Annotated in this window: 10 protein-coding genes and 1 riboswitch; of the genes, 8 read left to right on the top strand and 2 right to left on the bottom strand. The window is 72.8% G+C overall.

Going from position 1 to position 15,344, the window contains the following annotated elements; genetic code table 11:
- Positions 1 to 141: 141 nt before the first annotated feature.
- From mfd to E6U81_RS24955, 3 genes are all read left to right on the top strand, one after another.
- A complete protein-coding gene (gene mfd / locus E6U81_RS24965) occupies positions 142 to 3,675 on the top strand; it encodes a transcription-repair coupling factor (RefSeq protein WP_136232325.1) in 3,534 nt (1,177 codons plus the stop codon).
- Positions 3,676 to 3,843: 168 nt separating this feature from the next.
- Positions 3,844 to 4,473: a hypothetical protein gene (locus E6U81_RS24960; RefSeq protein ID WP_136232324.1), complete on the top strand. Its 630-nt coding sequence runs from the start codon at positions 3,844 to 3,846 to the stop codon at positions 4,471 to 4,473.
- Positions 4,470 to 6,053 (top strand): serine/threonine-protein kinase, encoded by a 1,584-nt coding sequence (locus E6U81_RS24955; RefSeq protein ID WP_136232323.1) that lies wholly within the window; start codon positions 4,470 to 4,472, stop codon positions 6,051 to 6,053. Before E6U81_RS24960 ends, E6U81_RS24955 begins: the two co-directional genes overlap by 4 nt.
- 12 nt (positions 6,054 to 6,065) lie before the next feature.
- Here the strand turns inward: E6U81_RS24955 and E6U81_RS24950 are convergent, their stop codons facing one another.
- Positions 6,066 to 8,420, bottom strand: coding sequence for a YfhO family protein (locus E6U81_RS24950; protein ID WP_136232322.1), 2,355 nt, complete (start codon positions 8,418 to 8,420; stop codon positions 6,066 to 6,068).
- A gap of 193 nt (positions 8,421 to 8,613) precedes the next feature.
- Between E6U81_RS24950 and E6U81_RS24945 the strand changes: the two genes are divergently transcribed.
- Both E6U81_RS24945 and E6U81_RS24940 read left to right on the top strand, forming a co-directional pair.
- Positions 8,614 to 9,234 carry a SurA N-terminal domain-containing protein gene (locus E6U81_RS24945; protein ID WP_136232321.1) on the top strand — a complete coding sequence of 207 codons (621 nt, stop codon included), beginning with the start codon at positions 8,614 to 8,616 and terminating at the stop codon, positions 9,232 to 9,234.
- Positions 9,235 to 9,262: 28 nt separating this feature from the next.
- Positions 9,263 to 10,315, top strand: coding sequence for a nucleoside triphosphate pyrophosphohydrolase (locus tag E6U81_RS24940; RefSeq protein ID WP_136232320.1), 1,053 nt, complete (start codon positions 9,263 to 9,265; stop codon positions 10,313 to 10,315).
- A 14-nt stretch (positions 10,316 to 10,329) separates the two neighbouring features.
- On the opposite strand, the gene E6U81_RS24935 is transcribed toward E6U81_RS24940, so the two are convergent.
- Complete coding sequence (locus E6U81_RS24935; protein WP_240804004.1) at positions 10,330 to 11,541, bottom strand: globin domain-containing protein; 1,212 nt, start codon at positions 11,539 to 11,541, stop codon at positions 10,330 to 10,332.
- Positions 11,542 to 11,693: 152 nt separating this feature from the next.
- On the opposite strand from E6U81_RS24935, the gene E6U81_RS24930 reads away from it, so the two are divergent.
- The 3 genes from E6U81_RS24930 (at position 11,694) to E6U81_RS24920 (ending at position 15,254) form a co-directional block, all read left to right on the top strand.
- On the top strand, positions 11,694 to 12,971 hold the full coding sequence (locus tag E6U81_RS24930; protein WP_136232318.1) for a cytochrome P450: 1,278 nt from the start codon (positions 11,694 to 11,696) through the stop codon (positions 12,969 to 12,971).
- 88 nt (positions 12,972 to 13,059) lie between these two features.
- On the top strand, positions 13,060 to 14,091 hold the full coding sequence (locus E6U81_RS24925) for a transglycosylase family protein (protein WP_168714729.1): 1,032 nt from the start codon (positions 13,060 to 13,062) through the stop codon (positions 14,089 to 14,091).
- A 280-nt stretch (positions 14,092 to 14,371) separates the two neighbouring features.
- A riboswitch (cyclic di-AMP (ydaO/yuaA leader) is annotated at positions 14,372 to 14,543 on the top strand.
- A 3-nt stretch (positions 14,544 to 14,546) separates the two neighbouring features.
- Positions 14,547 to 15,254 carry a transglycosylase family protein gene (locus E6U81_RS24920; protein ID WP_136232317.1) on the top strand — a complete coding sequence of 236 codons (708 nt, stop codon included), beginning with the start codon at positions 14,547 to 14,549 and terminating at the stop codon, positions 15,252 to 15,254.
- Positions 15,255 to 15,344 lie beyond the last annotated feature (90 nt).

Genomic DNA, 15,344 nt, shown 5'->3' with positions numbered 1-15,344 from the left:
AGGATGAGGAGGGTCGGGGGCCGTGCCGTGACCCGAATCCCTCGCGCGTCGCCGTGGGCGCCGTCGTAGGGTGGGAACCCCCGGCCCGTACGACGTGTCGGGCCCTTCGCGTTGCCCCTCCACCGGACGGAAAGCCTCCTCATGAGCCTGCACGGACTGCTCGACGCCGTCACCCGGGACGCCGCCCTCACCGAGGCGGTCACCGCGGCCGGTGACGGCAACCGCATGCACGTGGACCTCGTCGGACCGGCTGCCGCGCGCCCCTTCGCGATCGCCGCGCTGGCCCGGCAGACCGGGCGGACCGTGCTGGCGGTCACCGCCACCGGGCGCGAGGCCGAGGACCTGGCCGCCGCGCTGCGGTCCCTGCTGCCGCCCGACGAGGTGGCCGACTACCCGTCCTGGGAGACGCTGCCGCACGAGCGCCTCAGCCCGCGCAGCGACACCATGGGCCGCCGCCTCGCCGTGCTGCGCCGACTGGTGCACCCCAGCAAGGACGACCCGGCCGCGGGTCCCGTGAGCGTGATCGTGGCACCCATCCGGTCCGTGCTCCAGCCGCAGGTCAAGGGCCTGGGGGAGCTCGTTCCGGTGAGTCTTCGGAACGGGGCGACCGCGGATCTGGGCGAGGTCACCCAGGCCCTGGCGGCGGCCGCGTACGCACGCGTCGAGCTCGTCGAGAAGCGCGGCGAGTTCGCCGTGCGCGGCGGCATCCTCGACGTCTTCCCGCCCACCGAGGAACATCCGCTGCGCGTGGAGTTCTGGGGCGACGAGGTCGAGGAGATCCGCTACTTCAAGGTCGCCGACCAGCGGTCCCTGGAGATCGCCGAACACGGGCTGTGGGCGCCGCCCTGCCGTGAGCTGCTGCTGACGGACGCCGTACGGGAGCGGGCCCTGGCCCTCGCCGAGGCCCACCCCGAGCTCGGCGAACTGCTGGGCAGGATCGCCGAGGGCATCGCGGTGGAGGGCATGGAGTCCCTCGCGCCGGTCCTCGTCGACGACATGGAGCTGCTGATCGACGTCCTGCCCGCCGGGGCGATGGCCGTGGTCTGCGACCCCGAGCGGGTACGGACCCGGGCCGCCGACCTCGTCGCGACCAGCCAGGAGTTCCTGATGGCCTCCTGGGCGGCCACCGCGGGCGGCGGCGAGGCCCCCATCGACGTCGGCGCGGCCTCGCTGCGCGGCATCGCGGACGTCCGCGACCGGGCCCGCGAGCTGGACATGATGTGGTGGTCGATCTCCCCGTTCGCCGCCGACGAGGACGCGTCCGGCTCGGACACCCTCAAGCTCGGCATGCACGCCCCGGAGGCCTACCGCGGCGACACCGCCCGCGCGCTGGCCGACACCAAGGGCTGGATCGCCGACGGCTGGCACACGGTCTACCTCACCGAGGGCCACGGCCCGGCCGCCCGCACCGTCGAGGTCCTCGCCGGCGAGGGCATCGCCGCCCGGCTGGAGCCGGACCTGGCCGCGCTGGAGCCGAGCCTGGTCCACGTCTCCTGCGGATCGATCGACAACGGCTTCGTCGACCCGGTCCTGCGCCTGGCCGTGCTCACCGAGACCGACCTGACGGGGCAGCGCACCGCCACCAAGGACCTCGGCCGGATGCCGACCCGCCGCCGCAAGACGATCGACCCGCTGACCCTGGAGGCCGGCGACTACATCGTCCACGAGCAGCACGGTGTGGGCCGCTACGTCGAGATGGTCCAGCGCACCGTGCAGGGCGCCACCCGCGAGTACCTCCTCGTCGAGTACGCCCCCGCCAAGCGCGGGCAGCCCGGCGACCGCCTCTACATCCCCACCGACCAGCTGGAGCAGGTCACCAAGTACGTCGGCGGCGAGGCCCCGACCCTGCACCGGCTCGGCGGCGCCGACTGGACCAAGACCAAGGCGCGCGCCAAGAAGGCCGTCAAGGAGATCGCCGGCGACCTCATCAAGCTGTACAGCGCGCGCATGGCGGCGCCCGGCCACACCTTCGGCCCCGACACCCCCTGGCAGCGCGAGCTGGAGGACGCCTTCCCGTACGCGGAGACCCCCGACCAGCTCACCACCATCGCCGAGGTCAAGGAGGACATGGAGAAGTCCGTCCCCATGGACCGGCTGATCTGCGGCGACGTCGGCTACGGCAAGACCGAGATCGCGGTCCGGGCGGCCTTCAAGGCCGTCCAGGACGGCAAGCAGGTCGCCGTCCTCGTACCCACCACCCTCCTCGTGCAGCAGCACTTCGGGACCTTCTCCGAGCGCTACAGCCAGTTCCCGGTCAACGTGAAGGCGCTGTCCCGCTTCCAGAGCGAGACCGAGTCGAAGGCCACGCTGGAGGGCCTGCGGGAGGGCTCGGTGGACGTGGTCATCGGCACGCACCGGCTGTTCTCGCAGGAGACGAAGTTCAAGGACCTGGGCCTGGTCATCGTCGACGAGGAGCAGCGCTTCGGCGTCGAGCACAAGGAGCAGCTGAAGAAGCTCCGTGCCAACGTCGACGTGCTGACCATGTCCGCGACGCCGATCCCGCGCACCCTGGAGATGGCGGTGACCGGCATCCGCGAGATGTCGACGATCACCACCCCGCCGGAGGAGCGCCACCCGGTGCTCACCTTCGTCGGCCCGTACGAGGAGAAGCAGATCGGCGCGGCCATCCGCCGCGAACTGCTGCGCGAGGGCCAGTGCTTCTACATCCACAACCGGGTCGAGTCCATCGACCGGGCGGCGGCCAAGCTGCGCGAGATCGTGCCCGAGGCGCGGATCGCGACGGCGCACGGCCAGATGTCGGAGCAGGCGCTGGAGCAGGTCGTCGTCGACTTCTGGGAGAAGAAGTTCGACGTCCTCGTCTCCACGACCATCGTCGAGTCGGGCATCGACATCTCCAACGCCAACACCCTGATCGTGGAGCGCGGCGACAACTTCGGCCTCTCGCAGCTGCACCAGCTGCGCGGCCGTGTCGGCCGCGGCCGCGAGCGCGGGTACGCCTACTTCCTGTACCCGCCGGAGAAGCCGCTGACGGAGACCGCTCACGAGCGGCTGGCGACGATCGCCCAGCACACCGAGATGGGCGCCGGCATGTACGTGGCGATGAAGGACCTGGAGATCCGCGGCGCGGGCAACCTGCTCGGCGGCGAGCAGTCCGGCCACATCGCGGGCGTCGGCTTCGACCTCTACATCCGCATGGTCGGCGAGGCCGTGGCGGACTACCGGGCCGCCGTCGAGGGAGGGGTGGAGGAGGAGCCGCCGCTGGAGGTCAAGATCGAGCTGCCGGTCGACGCGCACGTCCCGCACGACTACGCGCCCGGCGAGCGGCTGCGCCTGCAGGCGTACCGGGCCATCGCCTCGGCCACCTCCGAGGCGGACATCAAGGCCGTGCGCGAGGAACTCACCGACCGCTACGGCAAGCTCCCGGAGCCGGTGGAGAACCTGCTGCTGGTGGCCGGGCTGCGGATGCTGGCGCGGGCCTGCGGGGTCGGCGACATCACCCTCCAGGGCAACAACATCCGCTTCGGTCCGGTCGAGTTGCGCGAGTCGCAGGAGCTGCGGCTCAAGCGCCTCTACCCGGGGACGGTCCTCAAGCCCGCCACCTCGCAGGTGCTGATCCCCCGCCCCAAGGCGGGCAAGATCGGCGGCAAGCCGGTTGTCGGCCGGGAACTGCTGGCCTGGACCGGCGAGTTCCTCACCACCATCCTCGGCTCGTAGGCACCGGCGGCCGCGGCCGGGGAGCGAGGGTTCCCCGGCCGCGGCCCCCACCACGGCGGGTGCCGTGCTGCGACCCTGCAACGGTTGCGCGCATCCCCTCACTGATGGCCGGGAACGCTGTATACCCTCAGACCGAAACCTCTTCCGCACGGCCCGTCAGGAGCAGCGATGCACGGCCCCGGCCTTCCGCCGCAGCACGCCCCCCAGTCCACCTCGGGCGGTGTGGTGACATTGCGCGTGGTGTTCATGCTGCTGCCCATCCTGAGCTGCGGCTTCCTGGCGTGGGGTTCGATGCTGCGGCTCGCGCTGGTCACCCGCAAGTCCCGGGACTGGGCGCTGCTGGTGCTCAGCGGTGTGCTCGCCGTCGTCTGGATGACGCTGATCCAGCTCGACCCCACCCCGGACGTCAACGGCTGGCAGGGCAACCTGGGCGCCGGTGGCTCGATCCTCACGGGCTTCGCGATCTGCGTGTACTTCCTCGTCGCCGACATCAAGCACCACGAGGCCGTGCGGTCCGCGGCGCCCGCGCCCTGGTACCCGGGGCAGGCCGCGCCGTACAGCCACCCGCAGCAGACCTCGCCCTCCTACGGCTACCCGCACGCCCAGGCCTCCACCGTGGTCTCGGGCCAGACACCGGCCGCCCCGCAGGTGCCGCCGCAGCCGACCCCGCCCCCGCGCATCGGGCAGGTCCGCGCCGAACTCGACGAGCTCAGCGAGCTGCTGCGCAAGCAGACCCCGCCGCCCGGCGGGCACCACCAGGACCCGAACCAGACCCCCTTCCGGGATCCGCAGCAGTGACCGACCGCCTCATCGGAGACCGCTACCAGCTGGCGAGCATCCTCGGACAGGGCGGCATGGGCCAGGTCTGGACGGCGTACGACCGCCGTCTGGACCGGAGGGTCGCCGTCAAACTGCTGCGCCCCGACAAGGTCGCCGGCCCCGGCACCGTCGCCGAGGAGCTGCGCCGCCGCTTCGTGCGCGAGTGCCGGGTCACGGCGCAGGTGGACCACCCCGGCCTGGTCACCGTCCACGACGCGGGCAGCGACGGCGACGAGCTGTTCCTCGTCATGGGCTACGTGGAGGGCTCCGACCTCGCCGACCACCTCGCCGCCCACGGCCCCTACCCCTGGCAGTGGGCGGTCGCGGTCGTCGCGCAGCTGTGCTCGGTCCTCTCGGCCGTGCACGCGGTGCCGATCGTCCACCGCGACCTGAAGCCCCGCAACGTGATGGTCCGCCCGGACGGCACCGTCCTGGTCCTCGACCTCGGCGTGGCCTCGGTCATGGACACCGACACCACCCGCCTCACCAGCACCGGCACGCCCATCGGCAGCCCCGCGTACATGGCACCCGAGCAGGCGATGAGCGGCGCGGTGGGCCCGTACACCGACCTGTACGCGCTCGGCGTGCTCCTCTACGAACTCCTCAGCGGCAACGTCCCCTTCGCCGGGTCCACCGCCCTGGGCGTGCTCCACCGCCACCTGTACGAGGCCCCGGTCCCGGTGCGCCCGCAGCGTCCGGAGGTCCCGCAGGAGCTGGAGGCGCTCCTGATGCGCCTGCTCGCCAAGGACCCGCAGGACCGGCCGTCCTCGGCGCAGGAGGTCTACGAGGCGCTCGCCCCGCTGCTCCCGGCCCGCGACGGCCGCGGCGCGTCGGGCCCGCTGGACCCGACCCGGCCCTTCGTCCGTCCCCAGGCACCCTGGCCGGACCGGGCCGCGGTCATCCCGCCGCGGCCGACCACCCCGCCGACCTCCACGCCGACGGGCACCCCCGTGCCGCCCACGTCCGCGCCGACGCCGACGCGGACCCCCGCGCCGGTTCCGGTGCCGCAGAAGCCCGACATCCCGGGCGCGGTGGACCAGGCCCGCACGCTCCTGGACCAGGGGCGGCTCACGCAGGCCGTGGACATCCTCGGCGGCATCCTCCCGGCGGCGGCCGCCGAGCACGGCGAGCGCTCCCCGGTGGTCCGCTCCCTGCGCAAGCAGTACGCGGCCACGCTGATGGACGACGGGCAGTACCGCCGCGCCCTTCCCGAACTGCGCCGCCTCGCCGAGGAGTTCCCGGCGGGCGACCCCCAGTCGCTGCGGTTCCGCTACGACGCGGCGCAGTGCCTGGAGCAGCTCGGCGAGCCGGCCGCCGCCCTGGCGGAGTACCGCTCGCTGCTCCCGTACTTCGAGAACCGCTACGCCAACCCGGACCAGGCCCTGCCGCTGGAGATCCGCCGCCGGATCGCCCACCTGCTGCTCTCCCTCGGCGACCGCCCGGCGGCCCACGAGACCCTGGCCCGGCTGCTGTTCGACGCGGAACGACTGCACGGCCCGGCGCATCCCTTCCCGTCGGAGATACGCCGCACCCTGCAGTGGCTCAGCCAGGTCCGCTGACGGACCGGCCCCTCAGGCGGCCCGGCGGCGGGCGCCGCGGGTCCTGACGGCGGTGACCGCGAGGAGCGCGAGGGCCACGCCCGCGACCGCCAGCCCGGGGAGCAGTCCGGGCGGGCGGAAGGAGCAGGCGACCCGCGTGGTGCCGGGGTCCAGGGGGACCGCGACCAGCCCCAGGTGGGCCGATGCGGGACGGTCGTTGCAGGTCCAGCCGGCGATCGCGGGGACGGAGAGGACCGCCGTGCCCGTGCTGCCTGCGGGCAGGTCGGCCCGGACACCGGAGGAGCCGACCCGGACCGAGGTCGCGGCCGTGGCACGCAGGGCGGCCACCGCCGCGTCCAGGCGGGGGCGGTCCAGGCAGGACAGGGTCCAGCGCGGCGGCGGGGCCGCCTCGAAGACCAGCGCCGAGGAGGCGCCGCGGGAGACGCCCATCGGCTGGAGGGCGGCCCGGTTGCGGGGGGCGTTGCCGTTCAGCCGGAAGGCCGGGCCGTCGGCGAGGCGGACCGTCGCGTTGTACTCCGGCGCCCACAGGTGGGCCTCGGTGCCCGCGCGGCAGACCCCGGGCGCGATCGGGTCCTCGTACACGCGGGCGCCCAGAAGCAGTTCCTGGTTGGCGAAGGGCGAATCTCCGTAGGAGAGGGCCGGGCCGGGCGGGCGGGTCGTCACCAGCGGGGGCACCTCGGCGCGCAGCATCGAGCCGTCCGGCTGGAGGCGGGCGCCGACCGCGAAGACGGCGTCGGTGACCGGGTTGTCGATGCTCTGCACGTTGCGGCCGCGCGAGGTCCAGCCGGCACCGAGGGCGACCATCGTCCGCGTGAACACCTCGGGGGTGTGGCTGCTGTAGTAGGAGCCGCCCTCCCCGCCCAGCAGCAGCGGGTCGTTGCCCGACAGGGCGGGCCGGCTGGGGTCGGTGCGGTACGCCGGCCAGCCCTCCGCGGCCGCCAGGGCCCGGGCGCGCGCGGTGTGGCCCTGCCCCCAGGACGGGTAGTCGTCGAGGCCGCCCAGTTTGCCCCGGTGGCCGAAGGCGGTGGTCGCCGCGGCCTGCGCGAGCAGGACCAGGGCCAGCACGGTGGCCGCCGGGAGCACCGGACGGCGGTGGCGCAGCGCCCACCAGGCCGCACCCGTCAGCGCCAGGCCGGCCGCGAACAGTACGTACCCCCCGGTCGTGGTCAGGGTGCTGGTGCGCGCCCACAGCGCGGCGGCCGCCAGGAGGCCCGTCCCCGCGGCCAGCGCGGGCAGCCGCGGCAGGCCGACCTCCAGCGCGGTCCAGGCGGCGATGACGGCGATCCCGGCCAGGACGAAGGTCTGCCGGTAGGGGCTGCCGTTCGGGGTGGCGAACAGGTGCCAGGCCAGATGGGCCGGCGCCCACTGCAGGGAGAGCGCGACGGCCGCCGTCAGCCCCGTCCACCACAGCCGGTCGCGTGCCGGCAACGCCCGGTGGAAGGGCAGCGCGGCGACCAGCAGCAGCGTGCCGGTGCCCACGAAGACGGCGGGGGAGGAGAAGGAGTAGGTCCCGGGCAGCAGCCGCGCGAAGAGGTCCGCCCAGGACACCGGCCGGAACTCCCTGACCCAGCCCGGGTAGGCCTGCCCCGAGCTGAGGAACAGCGGCAGCAGGACCGGCGCCGCCAGCGCGATGCCCGCCACGGTGGTCCCGGCCGCCCGCGCGATCACCGCGATCCGGGCCCGCACGCCCTCCCGGGTCAGCACCACCCGTACCAGCAGCACCAGCGCGGCGCCGAGCGTCGCCATGTAGGCGGTGTAGAAGTTCGCCGTCCAGCAGACGGCCACGAGCAGCGGGGCGAGCAGGGCCCGCCGTCCGCGCAGGGCCCATTCACCGGTCAGGCACAGCAGGGGGAACGCGATCAGCCCGTCCAGCCACATCGGGTTGTAGGAGGCCTCGATCACCGACCAGCCGCACAGTGCGTACGAGGCCCCGAGCAGTCCGGCCGCCCACCACGGCCCCCGGTGCAGGGTGCGCAGCAGCCAGGCCATCGCCGCCGCCGCGGCCGCCGTCCTGAGGACGGTGACGACGTACACGGCCAGGTCGATGTCGGCGCGCGGGAAGACGGCGACGAGGACGGAGAACGGGCCGGCCAGGTAGGTGCCGAGGTCGGGCAGGAAGCTCGTGCCGTATCCGGACTGCCAGTTGAACAGCAGTCCGCCCTGCGCGTGGCCGTGCAGGAGGTCCCACAGGTGCGCGTGGAAGGGTACGAACTGATTGCCGAGGTCGTTCACGCTGCGGTGGCGCGATCCGTACGGGAAGACGCGGGCGGCGGCGTCCCCGGCGCACACGGCCACCGCCGTGAGCAGGGCGGCGAGCGCCGAACCGGACAGGCTGGGGCGGCGCGGCGAGCGGTGCGGTGTCGACATGGTGGGCCGACCCTGGCAGTACCGAGGGAAGCGGGGATGGCCGCGGAGTGGCTGCGACACGAACAGACACGTACCCCGGACACCCCGCGAATCGTTGGTCGAACCGGTGGCCCGGGCCACCCTTACTGCATACCATCGATCACCGCACGGCCCTTGTGCATTGACGCACAATCTCCCGGCCCTGGAGGCTCCTTTGCACCGTCGCACTGCGCTCTCCGTCTCCGCCGCCCTGCTCGTGGCGGCGCCTCTGCTGTCCGCCTGCTCGGGCGAGACCCGGCCCGGCACCGCGGCCGTCGTCGGCGGTGAACGGATCACCACCTCCGCGCTCCAGGCCCAGGTGAACGACGTCCGCACCGCGCAGAACCGGTCCGAGCAGGCCGCCACGCTCATCGCCAACACCCCGCAGCTGGAGCGGATCAAGCTCGGCAAGATGATCCAGCTGCGGGTGCTGGAGCGGGCGGCCGAGGACGCGGGCATCTCCGTCACGACCAAGGAGATCGAGGACGCCCGCAAGGCGCAGGAGGGGGACAAGGGCGCGGCGGCGCTGGAGCAGATGGCCCTCCAGGCCCGGGTCCCGCTGGCGCCCGAGCAGATCGACGAGGACCTGCGCTTCCGGCTGCTGCTCGACAAGCTGAGCGCACGCTTCGGCGAGGAGAGGATCATCGAGCCGCTCACCAAGGCCTCCGAGGCCCTCCACATCGAGGTGAACCCGCGCTACGGGGCCTGGGACGCCAAGCAGGTCGGCCTCGGCCCGGCGGACACCGCGTGGATCACCCAGCGGACCCGGCCCGAGCAGGAACCCGCCGGAGCCTGACGTCCTGCGGCGGGGGTAGGTTCGGAGGGTGACCGACCACTCCCAGTCCACCGCCGCCGCCGAGCCCACCGGCCGAATCGTCCTGCTGACCACCAGCCACCGGGTCGCCCCCGGGGTGCTGTCCTGGCCGGCGTGGCAGACCCTGCACGCCGCGGACCGGGTGCTGTGCGCCGACCCCGGCCATCCGCAGCTTCCGTACCTGCGGGAGGCGGGCGTCGAGGTCGAGCACACGGCTGCGGACGCGCACGAGCTGGTGGCGGCCTGCGCGGGCGGCCGTACGGTCGTGGTGCTCCCGGCCGGCGAGGGCGACCAGCGGCTCACCGACGGGCTGGCCCGGCTGGCCGGCTCGGGCCGGGTCGCGATGCCCGACCTGGAGCTGCTGCCCGGCTCCTACGACCTGCCGGGGGCGCGCCTGCTGGACCTGGTCCAGGTGATGGACCGGGTCCGCCGCGAATGCCCGTGGACCTCCCGGCAGACCCACCGGGGCCTGGCCAAGTACGCGATCGAGGAGGCGTACGAGCTCGTCGAGGCGATCGAGGCCGGGGACCGGGAGGAGCTGCGCGAGGAGCTCGGCGACGTGCTGCTCCAGGTGGTCTTCCACGCCCGGATCGCCGAGGAGGGGATCCCGGCGGGCGAGGACGGGGAGGACGGCGGGGACGGCGGGGACGACGAGGAGGCCCTGGGGGCCTTCTCCATCGACGACGTGGCCGGGGCCCTCGTGCAGAAGCTGATCCACCGCCACCCGCACGTCTTCGGCGACGCACAGGCCGAGACCCCGGAGGACGTCCACGCGCACTGGCAGCGCACCAAGGCGGTCGAGAAGCGGCGGGAGTCGGTCACCGACGGGGTCCCGGTGGGTCAGCCGGGCCTGGCGCTCGCCGCCAAGCTCGCGGGCCGGGCCCGTGCCGGCGGCGTGGCCGTGGAGCTGCCCCGCGGCGAGGGCATCGGGTACGAACTGCTGGAACTGGCCGCGCGCGCCGAGGCGGAGGGTGTCGACCCCGAGACCGCACTGCGCGCGGCGGCCCGCGTCTACCGGGACGCGATCCGGGCGGCCGAGGGCGTCGCAGACCCCGCGCGGTAGTTCTTCCGGTCCTGTCAGTACTCCCTGGGGCCGCGGGCCGAGGGGTTGTGCCAGTGCGGCGCCGGGCGGTTCAGGAACCACTCGCCGAAGCCCAGCGGGCGGCCCCCGGGCCCGTTGCCGGTGGCCCCGGCGGGTACGGAGTCGTGGAAGAGACGGCCGGGGCGGGCGCCGAGCCCCTCCAGGAGCCCGGCGGTCTCCTCGATGAACTGCGGCGGCCCGCTGAGGTAGACGTCCTGGTCGGGCCAGAGACCCCGGTTGCACAGCGCCGTCGCGAGCCGGTCGGTGGCCTCGTTGCGGTGCCGACCGGGCGCGGGCGTGATGTAGGTGACGTCGAGCCAGCCGCACGAGGTGCCGTACGCGTCGATGAGCGGCCGGTCGTAGAGGTGCGCGCCGTCGCGGGCCACCACGAAGAGCCGTACGTCCTGATCGGGCGGCCGGTCCGCGAGGTCCTCCAGCATCGCCCGGATCGGGGCCCAGCCGGTGCCGGCGGCGATCAGGCTGGCCGGGCGGTCCGAGCGGCGGAAGGTGAGCTGCCCGCCCGCGGCGCCGAGCTTCAGGAGGTCGCCGGGCCGCGTCCCGTCGACCAGGGCGGTGCTGAGTCGCCCGCCGTCGATCCGGCTGACGTGCAGGTCGACGGTGCCGTCCGGGCGGGGGGCGTTGCCGAGGGAGTAGGTGCGCCAGGTCCTGGGGACGCGGTCGCTGCTCACGCTCGTGTACTGGCCGGGGAGATAGGGGAAGGGGGCGTGCGGCCGCAGGGTGAGCACGCCGATGTCCCGCCCGTACTGGAGGTGGCGTACGACCTCCGCGTCCCACCACGGCGGGTCCTCGCTCGCGTCGGCGCCGGCGAGCATGGCGTCGGCGATCAGCTGGTAGGCCTCGGTCCAGGCCTTCTCCACCTGCGGGGTCCAGGCGTCGCCGGAGGTCTCGGCGAGCGCGGCGAGCAGGCTGGAGCCCACGACGGCGTAGTGCTCGGGGCGGACCAGGAACTTGCGGTGGTCGCGTCCCAGGTCGCGGAGGTAGGGGCCGAGGGCCTCGTCGTCGATCCGGGAGACGACGTGGGTGAGTGCGGCGAAGAGCCGGTCCCGCTGGCGTTCCATGTCCTCGGAGGAGACCGGGAAGAGGTCGCGGACTCCGGGGTTGTGCCAGAAGAGGTGCGAGTAGAAGAACTTGACCGCGTGCTCGGCCCGTCGCTCCACCACCGCGAAACTGCTTTTCAAGATCCTCACATCCACCAACCGAAAGTAGGAGTGCCGGACGGGGCGAGGTCAAGTGTTGTCCGATCTGCGGACAGCCGCGACGAAGCAGTCATATGGGATGACGAATCGGCGGGTCGCGGCCCGCGCCGGCCCGCCGGCGCGCGGCGGCTACTGTCGGGGACATGCACGATCAGTCGTCCACTCCCTCCGTCGGCGCGGCGCCCGAACTCTTCACGTGGGAGTTCGCGACCGACCCCTATCCGGCCTACGCGTGGCTGCGCGAGAACGCGCCGGTGCACCGCACCAAGCTCCCCAGCGGGGTCGACGCCTGGTTGGTCACCCGGTACGCGGACGCCCGCCAGGCCCTCGCCGACCAGCGGCTCAGCAAGAATCCGGCGCACCACGCGGAGCCCGCGCACGCCAAGGGCAAGACCGGGATCCCGGGGGAGCGCAAGGCGGAGCTGATGACGCATCTGCTGAACATCGACCCGCCGGACCACACCCGGCTGCGGCGCCTGGTGTCGAAGGCGTTCACCCCGCGCAGGGTCGCCGAGTTCACCCCGCGGGTGCAGGCGCTCACCGATCACCTCATCGACGGGTTCGCGGAGAGGGGGGAGGCCGACCTCATCCACGAGTTCGCCTTCCCGCTCCCCATCTACGCCATCTGCGAGATGCTCGGGGTACCGCGCGAGGACCAGGACGACTTCCGTGACTGGGCCGGGATGATGATCCGCCACGGCGGCGGACCGCGCGGCGGCGTCGCCCGTTCGGTGAAGCAGATGCGGACCTATCTCGGTGAACTCATCCATCGCAAAAGGGATGATCTGGGCGACGACCTGATCTCCGACCTGATCCGGGCGAGCGACCACGGCGACCACCTGACGGAGGGCGAGGCCACCGCGATGGCCTTCATCCTGCTCTTCGCCGGCTTCGAGACGACCGTGAACCTCATCGGAAACGGCGTCCACTCCCTCTTCATGAACCCCGACCAGCGCGAGCGGCTACAGAGCTCCCTGGCCGCCGGGGAGAGCGGGCTGCTGGCCACCGGTGTCGAGGAACTCCTGCGCTACGACGGCCCCGTGGAGCTGGCGACGTGGCGGTTCGCGACCCAGCCGCTGACCCTCGGCGGCGAGCGGATCGAGACCGGCGATCCGGTCCTGGTCGTCCTCGCGGCCGCCGACCGGGACCCGGCGCGGTTCGCCGATCCGGACACCCTCGACCTCTCCAGGACCGACAACCAGCACCTCGGGTACGGGCACGGCATCCACTACTGCCTGGGCGCGCCGCTCGCACGACTCGAAGGACAGACCGCCCTCGCGACGCTGCTCACGCGCCTGCCCGATCTGGAACTGGCAGTTCCACCCCAAGACCTGCGCTGGCGTGGGGGGTTGATCATGCGGGGGCTGCGCACCCTTCCCGTTCGCTTCACGGTTCAAAACACCTGTGCGACTTCTGATTAAAAGTCAGATTCGGCTTGAACTTGTGACAATCGTTCGAAGGCCGCTAGGTTCTGCCGTTACCCCGCTGTTATGCGAAAGGTGATCCCTCATGCTCTCCGGGAACGGCCGTCACAGACGCCCCCGCCAGGTCCCCGCGCTGGTCGTCACAGCCGGTGTCACTGGCTCTGCGCTGGCCATGCCGCTGCTGGCTGCCACCAGCGCGACCGCTGCCGACACCACCACCTGGGACAAGGTGGCCGAGTGCGAGAGCGGCGGCTCGTGGAGCGCCAACTTCGGGAGCGGCGCCTACGGCGGGCTCCAGTTCACCCAGGAGGAGTGGCAGAAGGCCGGCGGTCTGGACTTCGCCGAGCGCCCCGACCTCGCGAGCCGTTCACAGCAGATAGCCGTGGCCGAGCGCGTGCTGGCCTCCCAGGGCCCGCAGGCCTGGCCGCTGTGCGCGGCCTCCGCCGGACTGGACCAGCAGGGTCCGGCCGCCGTCGTCGACCCCGGTCTGCCCGGCAGCGCCACCGCGGTGGGCCCCGCGCCGTCCCGCCCCGACGACGCCGTGCCCTCCACCACGGGCGGCAAGCCCGCCACGGACTTCGGGCTCCCGACCGCGGAGACGCCGAGCCCCTCGGGCTCCCCCTTCCTGATTCCCGACGCGCCGTCCGTCGGACTGCCCGTCATGCCCGCGCCCGACGTCCCGACGACGCCTCCGGCCGACCCGGGCACCCCGGTCGTCCCGACCGACCCGACGACCCCGCCGGTGAGCCCCACCGACCCGACGGTCCCGACCCTCCCGGCCGACCCGACGGCGCCCACGACCCCGCCGGTCACCCCGAGTCCGTCCCCGGCCGACCCGACCGCCCCCGTGGCGCCGACGACCCCGGCGACCCCGGACGCCACTCCTGCCGAGGGCAACGGCAAGCACCGCGGTGCCCCCTCGCCCGAGGAGGGCGCCCCGTCCGATGCTGCGGCGGACCCCGTCTACACGGTGCAGGCGGGCGACAGCCTGGCGACCATCGCGGTCGCCAAGGGCGTGAAGGGCGGCTGGAGCGGCCTCTACGCGGCCAACGAGCAGGTCATCGGCGGAGACGCCAACCTCATCAAGCCCGGGCAGAACCTGGATCTAACCACCTAATAAGGACAGTTGGTTCGCCCGGTAAGAACCTGATTGTCTGTTTTCTGCAAGTGAGACATGCGTCTCTTCCAGTCAACTGGCGTGTCCCGCCTCGGGGGTTCCGCAAACCCCGTTCTCACCTGCGCAAACACCCCCACGGGGAGCGCAAGTAGGGGCCGTTTCTCCCCGATGTTCCTGGTTGAGCATCGGGGAGAGACATGTCTACCTTCTGAGTCGCCCGCCACCGCGGGCTCCTTCGACCGCATCGCCGAATCCTGCCGGCGGACGGGGGGAACAGTCGTCGCGTAAAGCGCCGAAGGCAGGAGCGGGGGAACCAAGGTAGGTGCCGCGAGCGGCCGTTGAGAGACGGTCACGCAACCGGCTTGGGGTTAAGCGGGGCGCAAGGTCGCACCGCCGGGCACTCACAGGCCCGAACCCGACAGCTCACCTCGTAGGCGTCGGTGAGGAGAAACCTCATGCTGCTTTCCGGCAAGGGCAAGCACCGTCGCGGTTCCAAGGCCGTTCGCATCGTCACGCTCGCCGGTGTCGCCGGTGTGGCCGTCGCCGCCCCCCTGATGGCCGCGGGCGCCGCCAGTGCCGCCACCGCGTCCGAGTGGGACAAGGTCGCGCAGTGCGAGTCCGGTGGCAACTGGTCCATCAACACGGGCAACGGCTACTACGGCGGACTGCAGTTCTCGTCCTCCACCTGGTCCTCGTTCGGTGGCAAGTCGTACGCCCCGCAGGCCAACCAGGCCTCGAAGGCGCAGCAGATAGCCGTGGCCGAGAAGGTCCTCAAGAAGCAGGGCAAGGGCGCCTGGCCGCACTGCGGCAAGGGCCTGTCGAACTCGTCCTACACCGGTGGCGGCTCCACCGAGACCCCGGCCTCCACCAAGCCGAAGGCCGAGACGAAGAAGGTCGAGACCAAGAAGGCCGAGACCAAGGCCGCGCCGAAGAAGGACACCAAGCGCGCCGAGGCCCCGACCACCCGCTCCGAGCGCACCGAGGCTCCGGCCGCGCCGAAGACCGGCAACGGCTCGTACGAGGTCAAGCCGGGCGACACCCTGGGCACCATCGCCGAGGCCAACGGCGTCAAGGGCGGCTGGCAGCAGCTCTTCGAGCTGAACAAGGACATCGTCTCGGACGCCGACCTGATCTACCCGGGTCAGAAGCTGAAGCTCAGCTGAACCCCGCGGCAATAGCCGCAAAAGCGCACGCAACGCGCAGAATTCCCACCGCCCGGCGCCCTTCCCCCCACGCGCCGGGCGGCGGTGTGT

The organism is Streptomyces sp. A0592 (assembly GCF_004795115.1).
Classification (GTDB): Bacteria; Actinomycetota; Actinomycetes; order Streptomycetales; family Streptomycetaceae; genus Streptomyces; species Streptomyces erythrochromogenes.
Note: the sequence above shows the minus strand (reverse complement) of the source record. Positions and strands in the feature narration are given on the sequence as shown.

Excerpts from the sequence above, each read along its gene's own strand:
- E6U81_RS24925 (WP_168714729.1), top strand. The coding sequence starts at position 13,060 with ATGCTCTCCGGGAACGGCCGTCACAGACGCCCCCGCCAGGTCCCCGCG.
- E6U81_RS24960 (WP_136232324.1), top strand. The coding sequence starts at position 3,844 with ATGCACGGCCCCGGCCTTCCGCCGCAGCACGCCCCCCAGTCCACCTCG.
- E6U81_RS24950 (WP_136232322.1), bottom strand. The coding sequence starts at position 8,420 with ATGTCGACACCGCACCGCTCGCCGCGCCGCCCCAGCCTGTCCGGTTCG.
- E6U81_RS24920 (WP_136232317.1), top strand. The coding sequence starts at position 14,547 with ATGCTGCTTTCCGGCAAGGGCAAGCACCGTCGCGGTTCCAAGGCCGTT.
- E6U81_RS24930 (WP_136232318.1), top strand. The coding sequence starts at position 11,694 with ATGCACGATCAGTCGTCCACTCCCTCCGTCGGCGCGGCGCCCGAACTC.
- mfd (WP_136232325.1), top strand. The coding sequence starts at position 142 with ATGAGCCTGCACGGACTGCTCGACGCCGTCACCCGGGACGCCGCCCTC.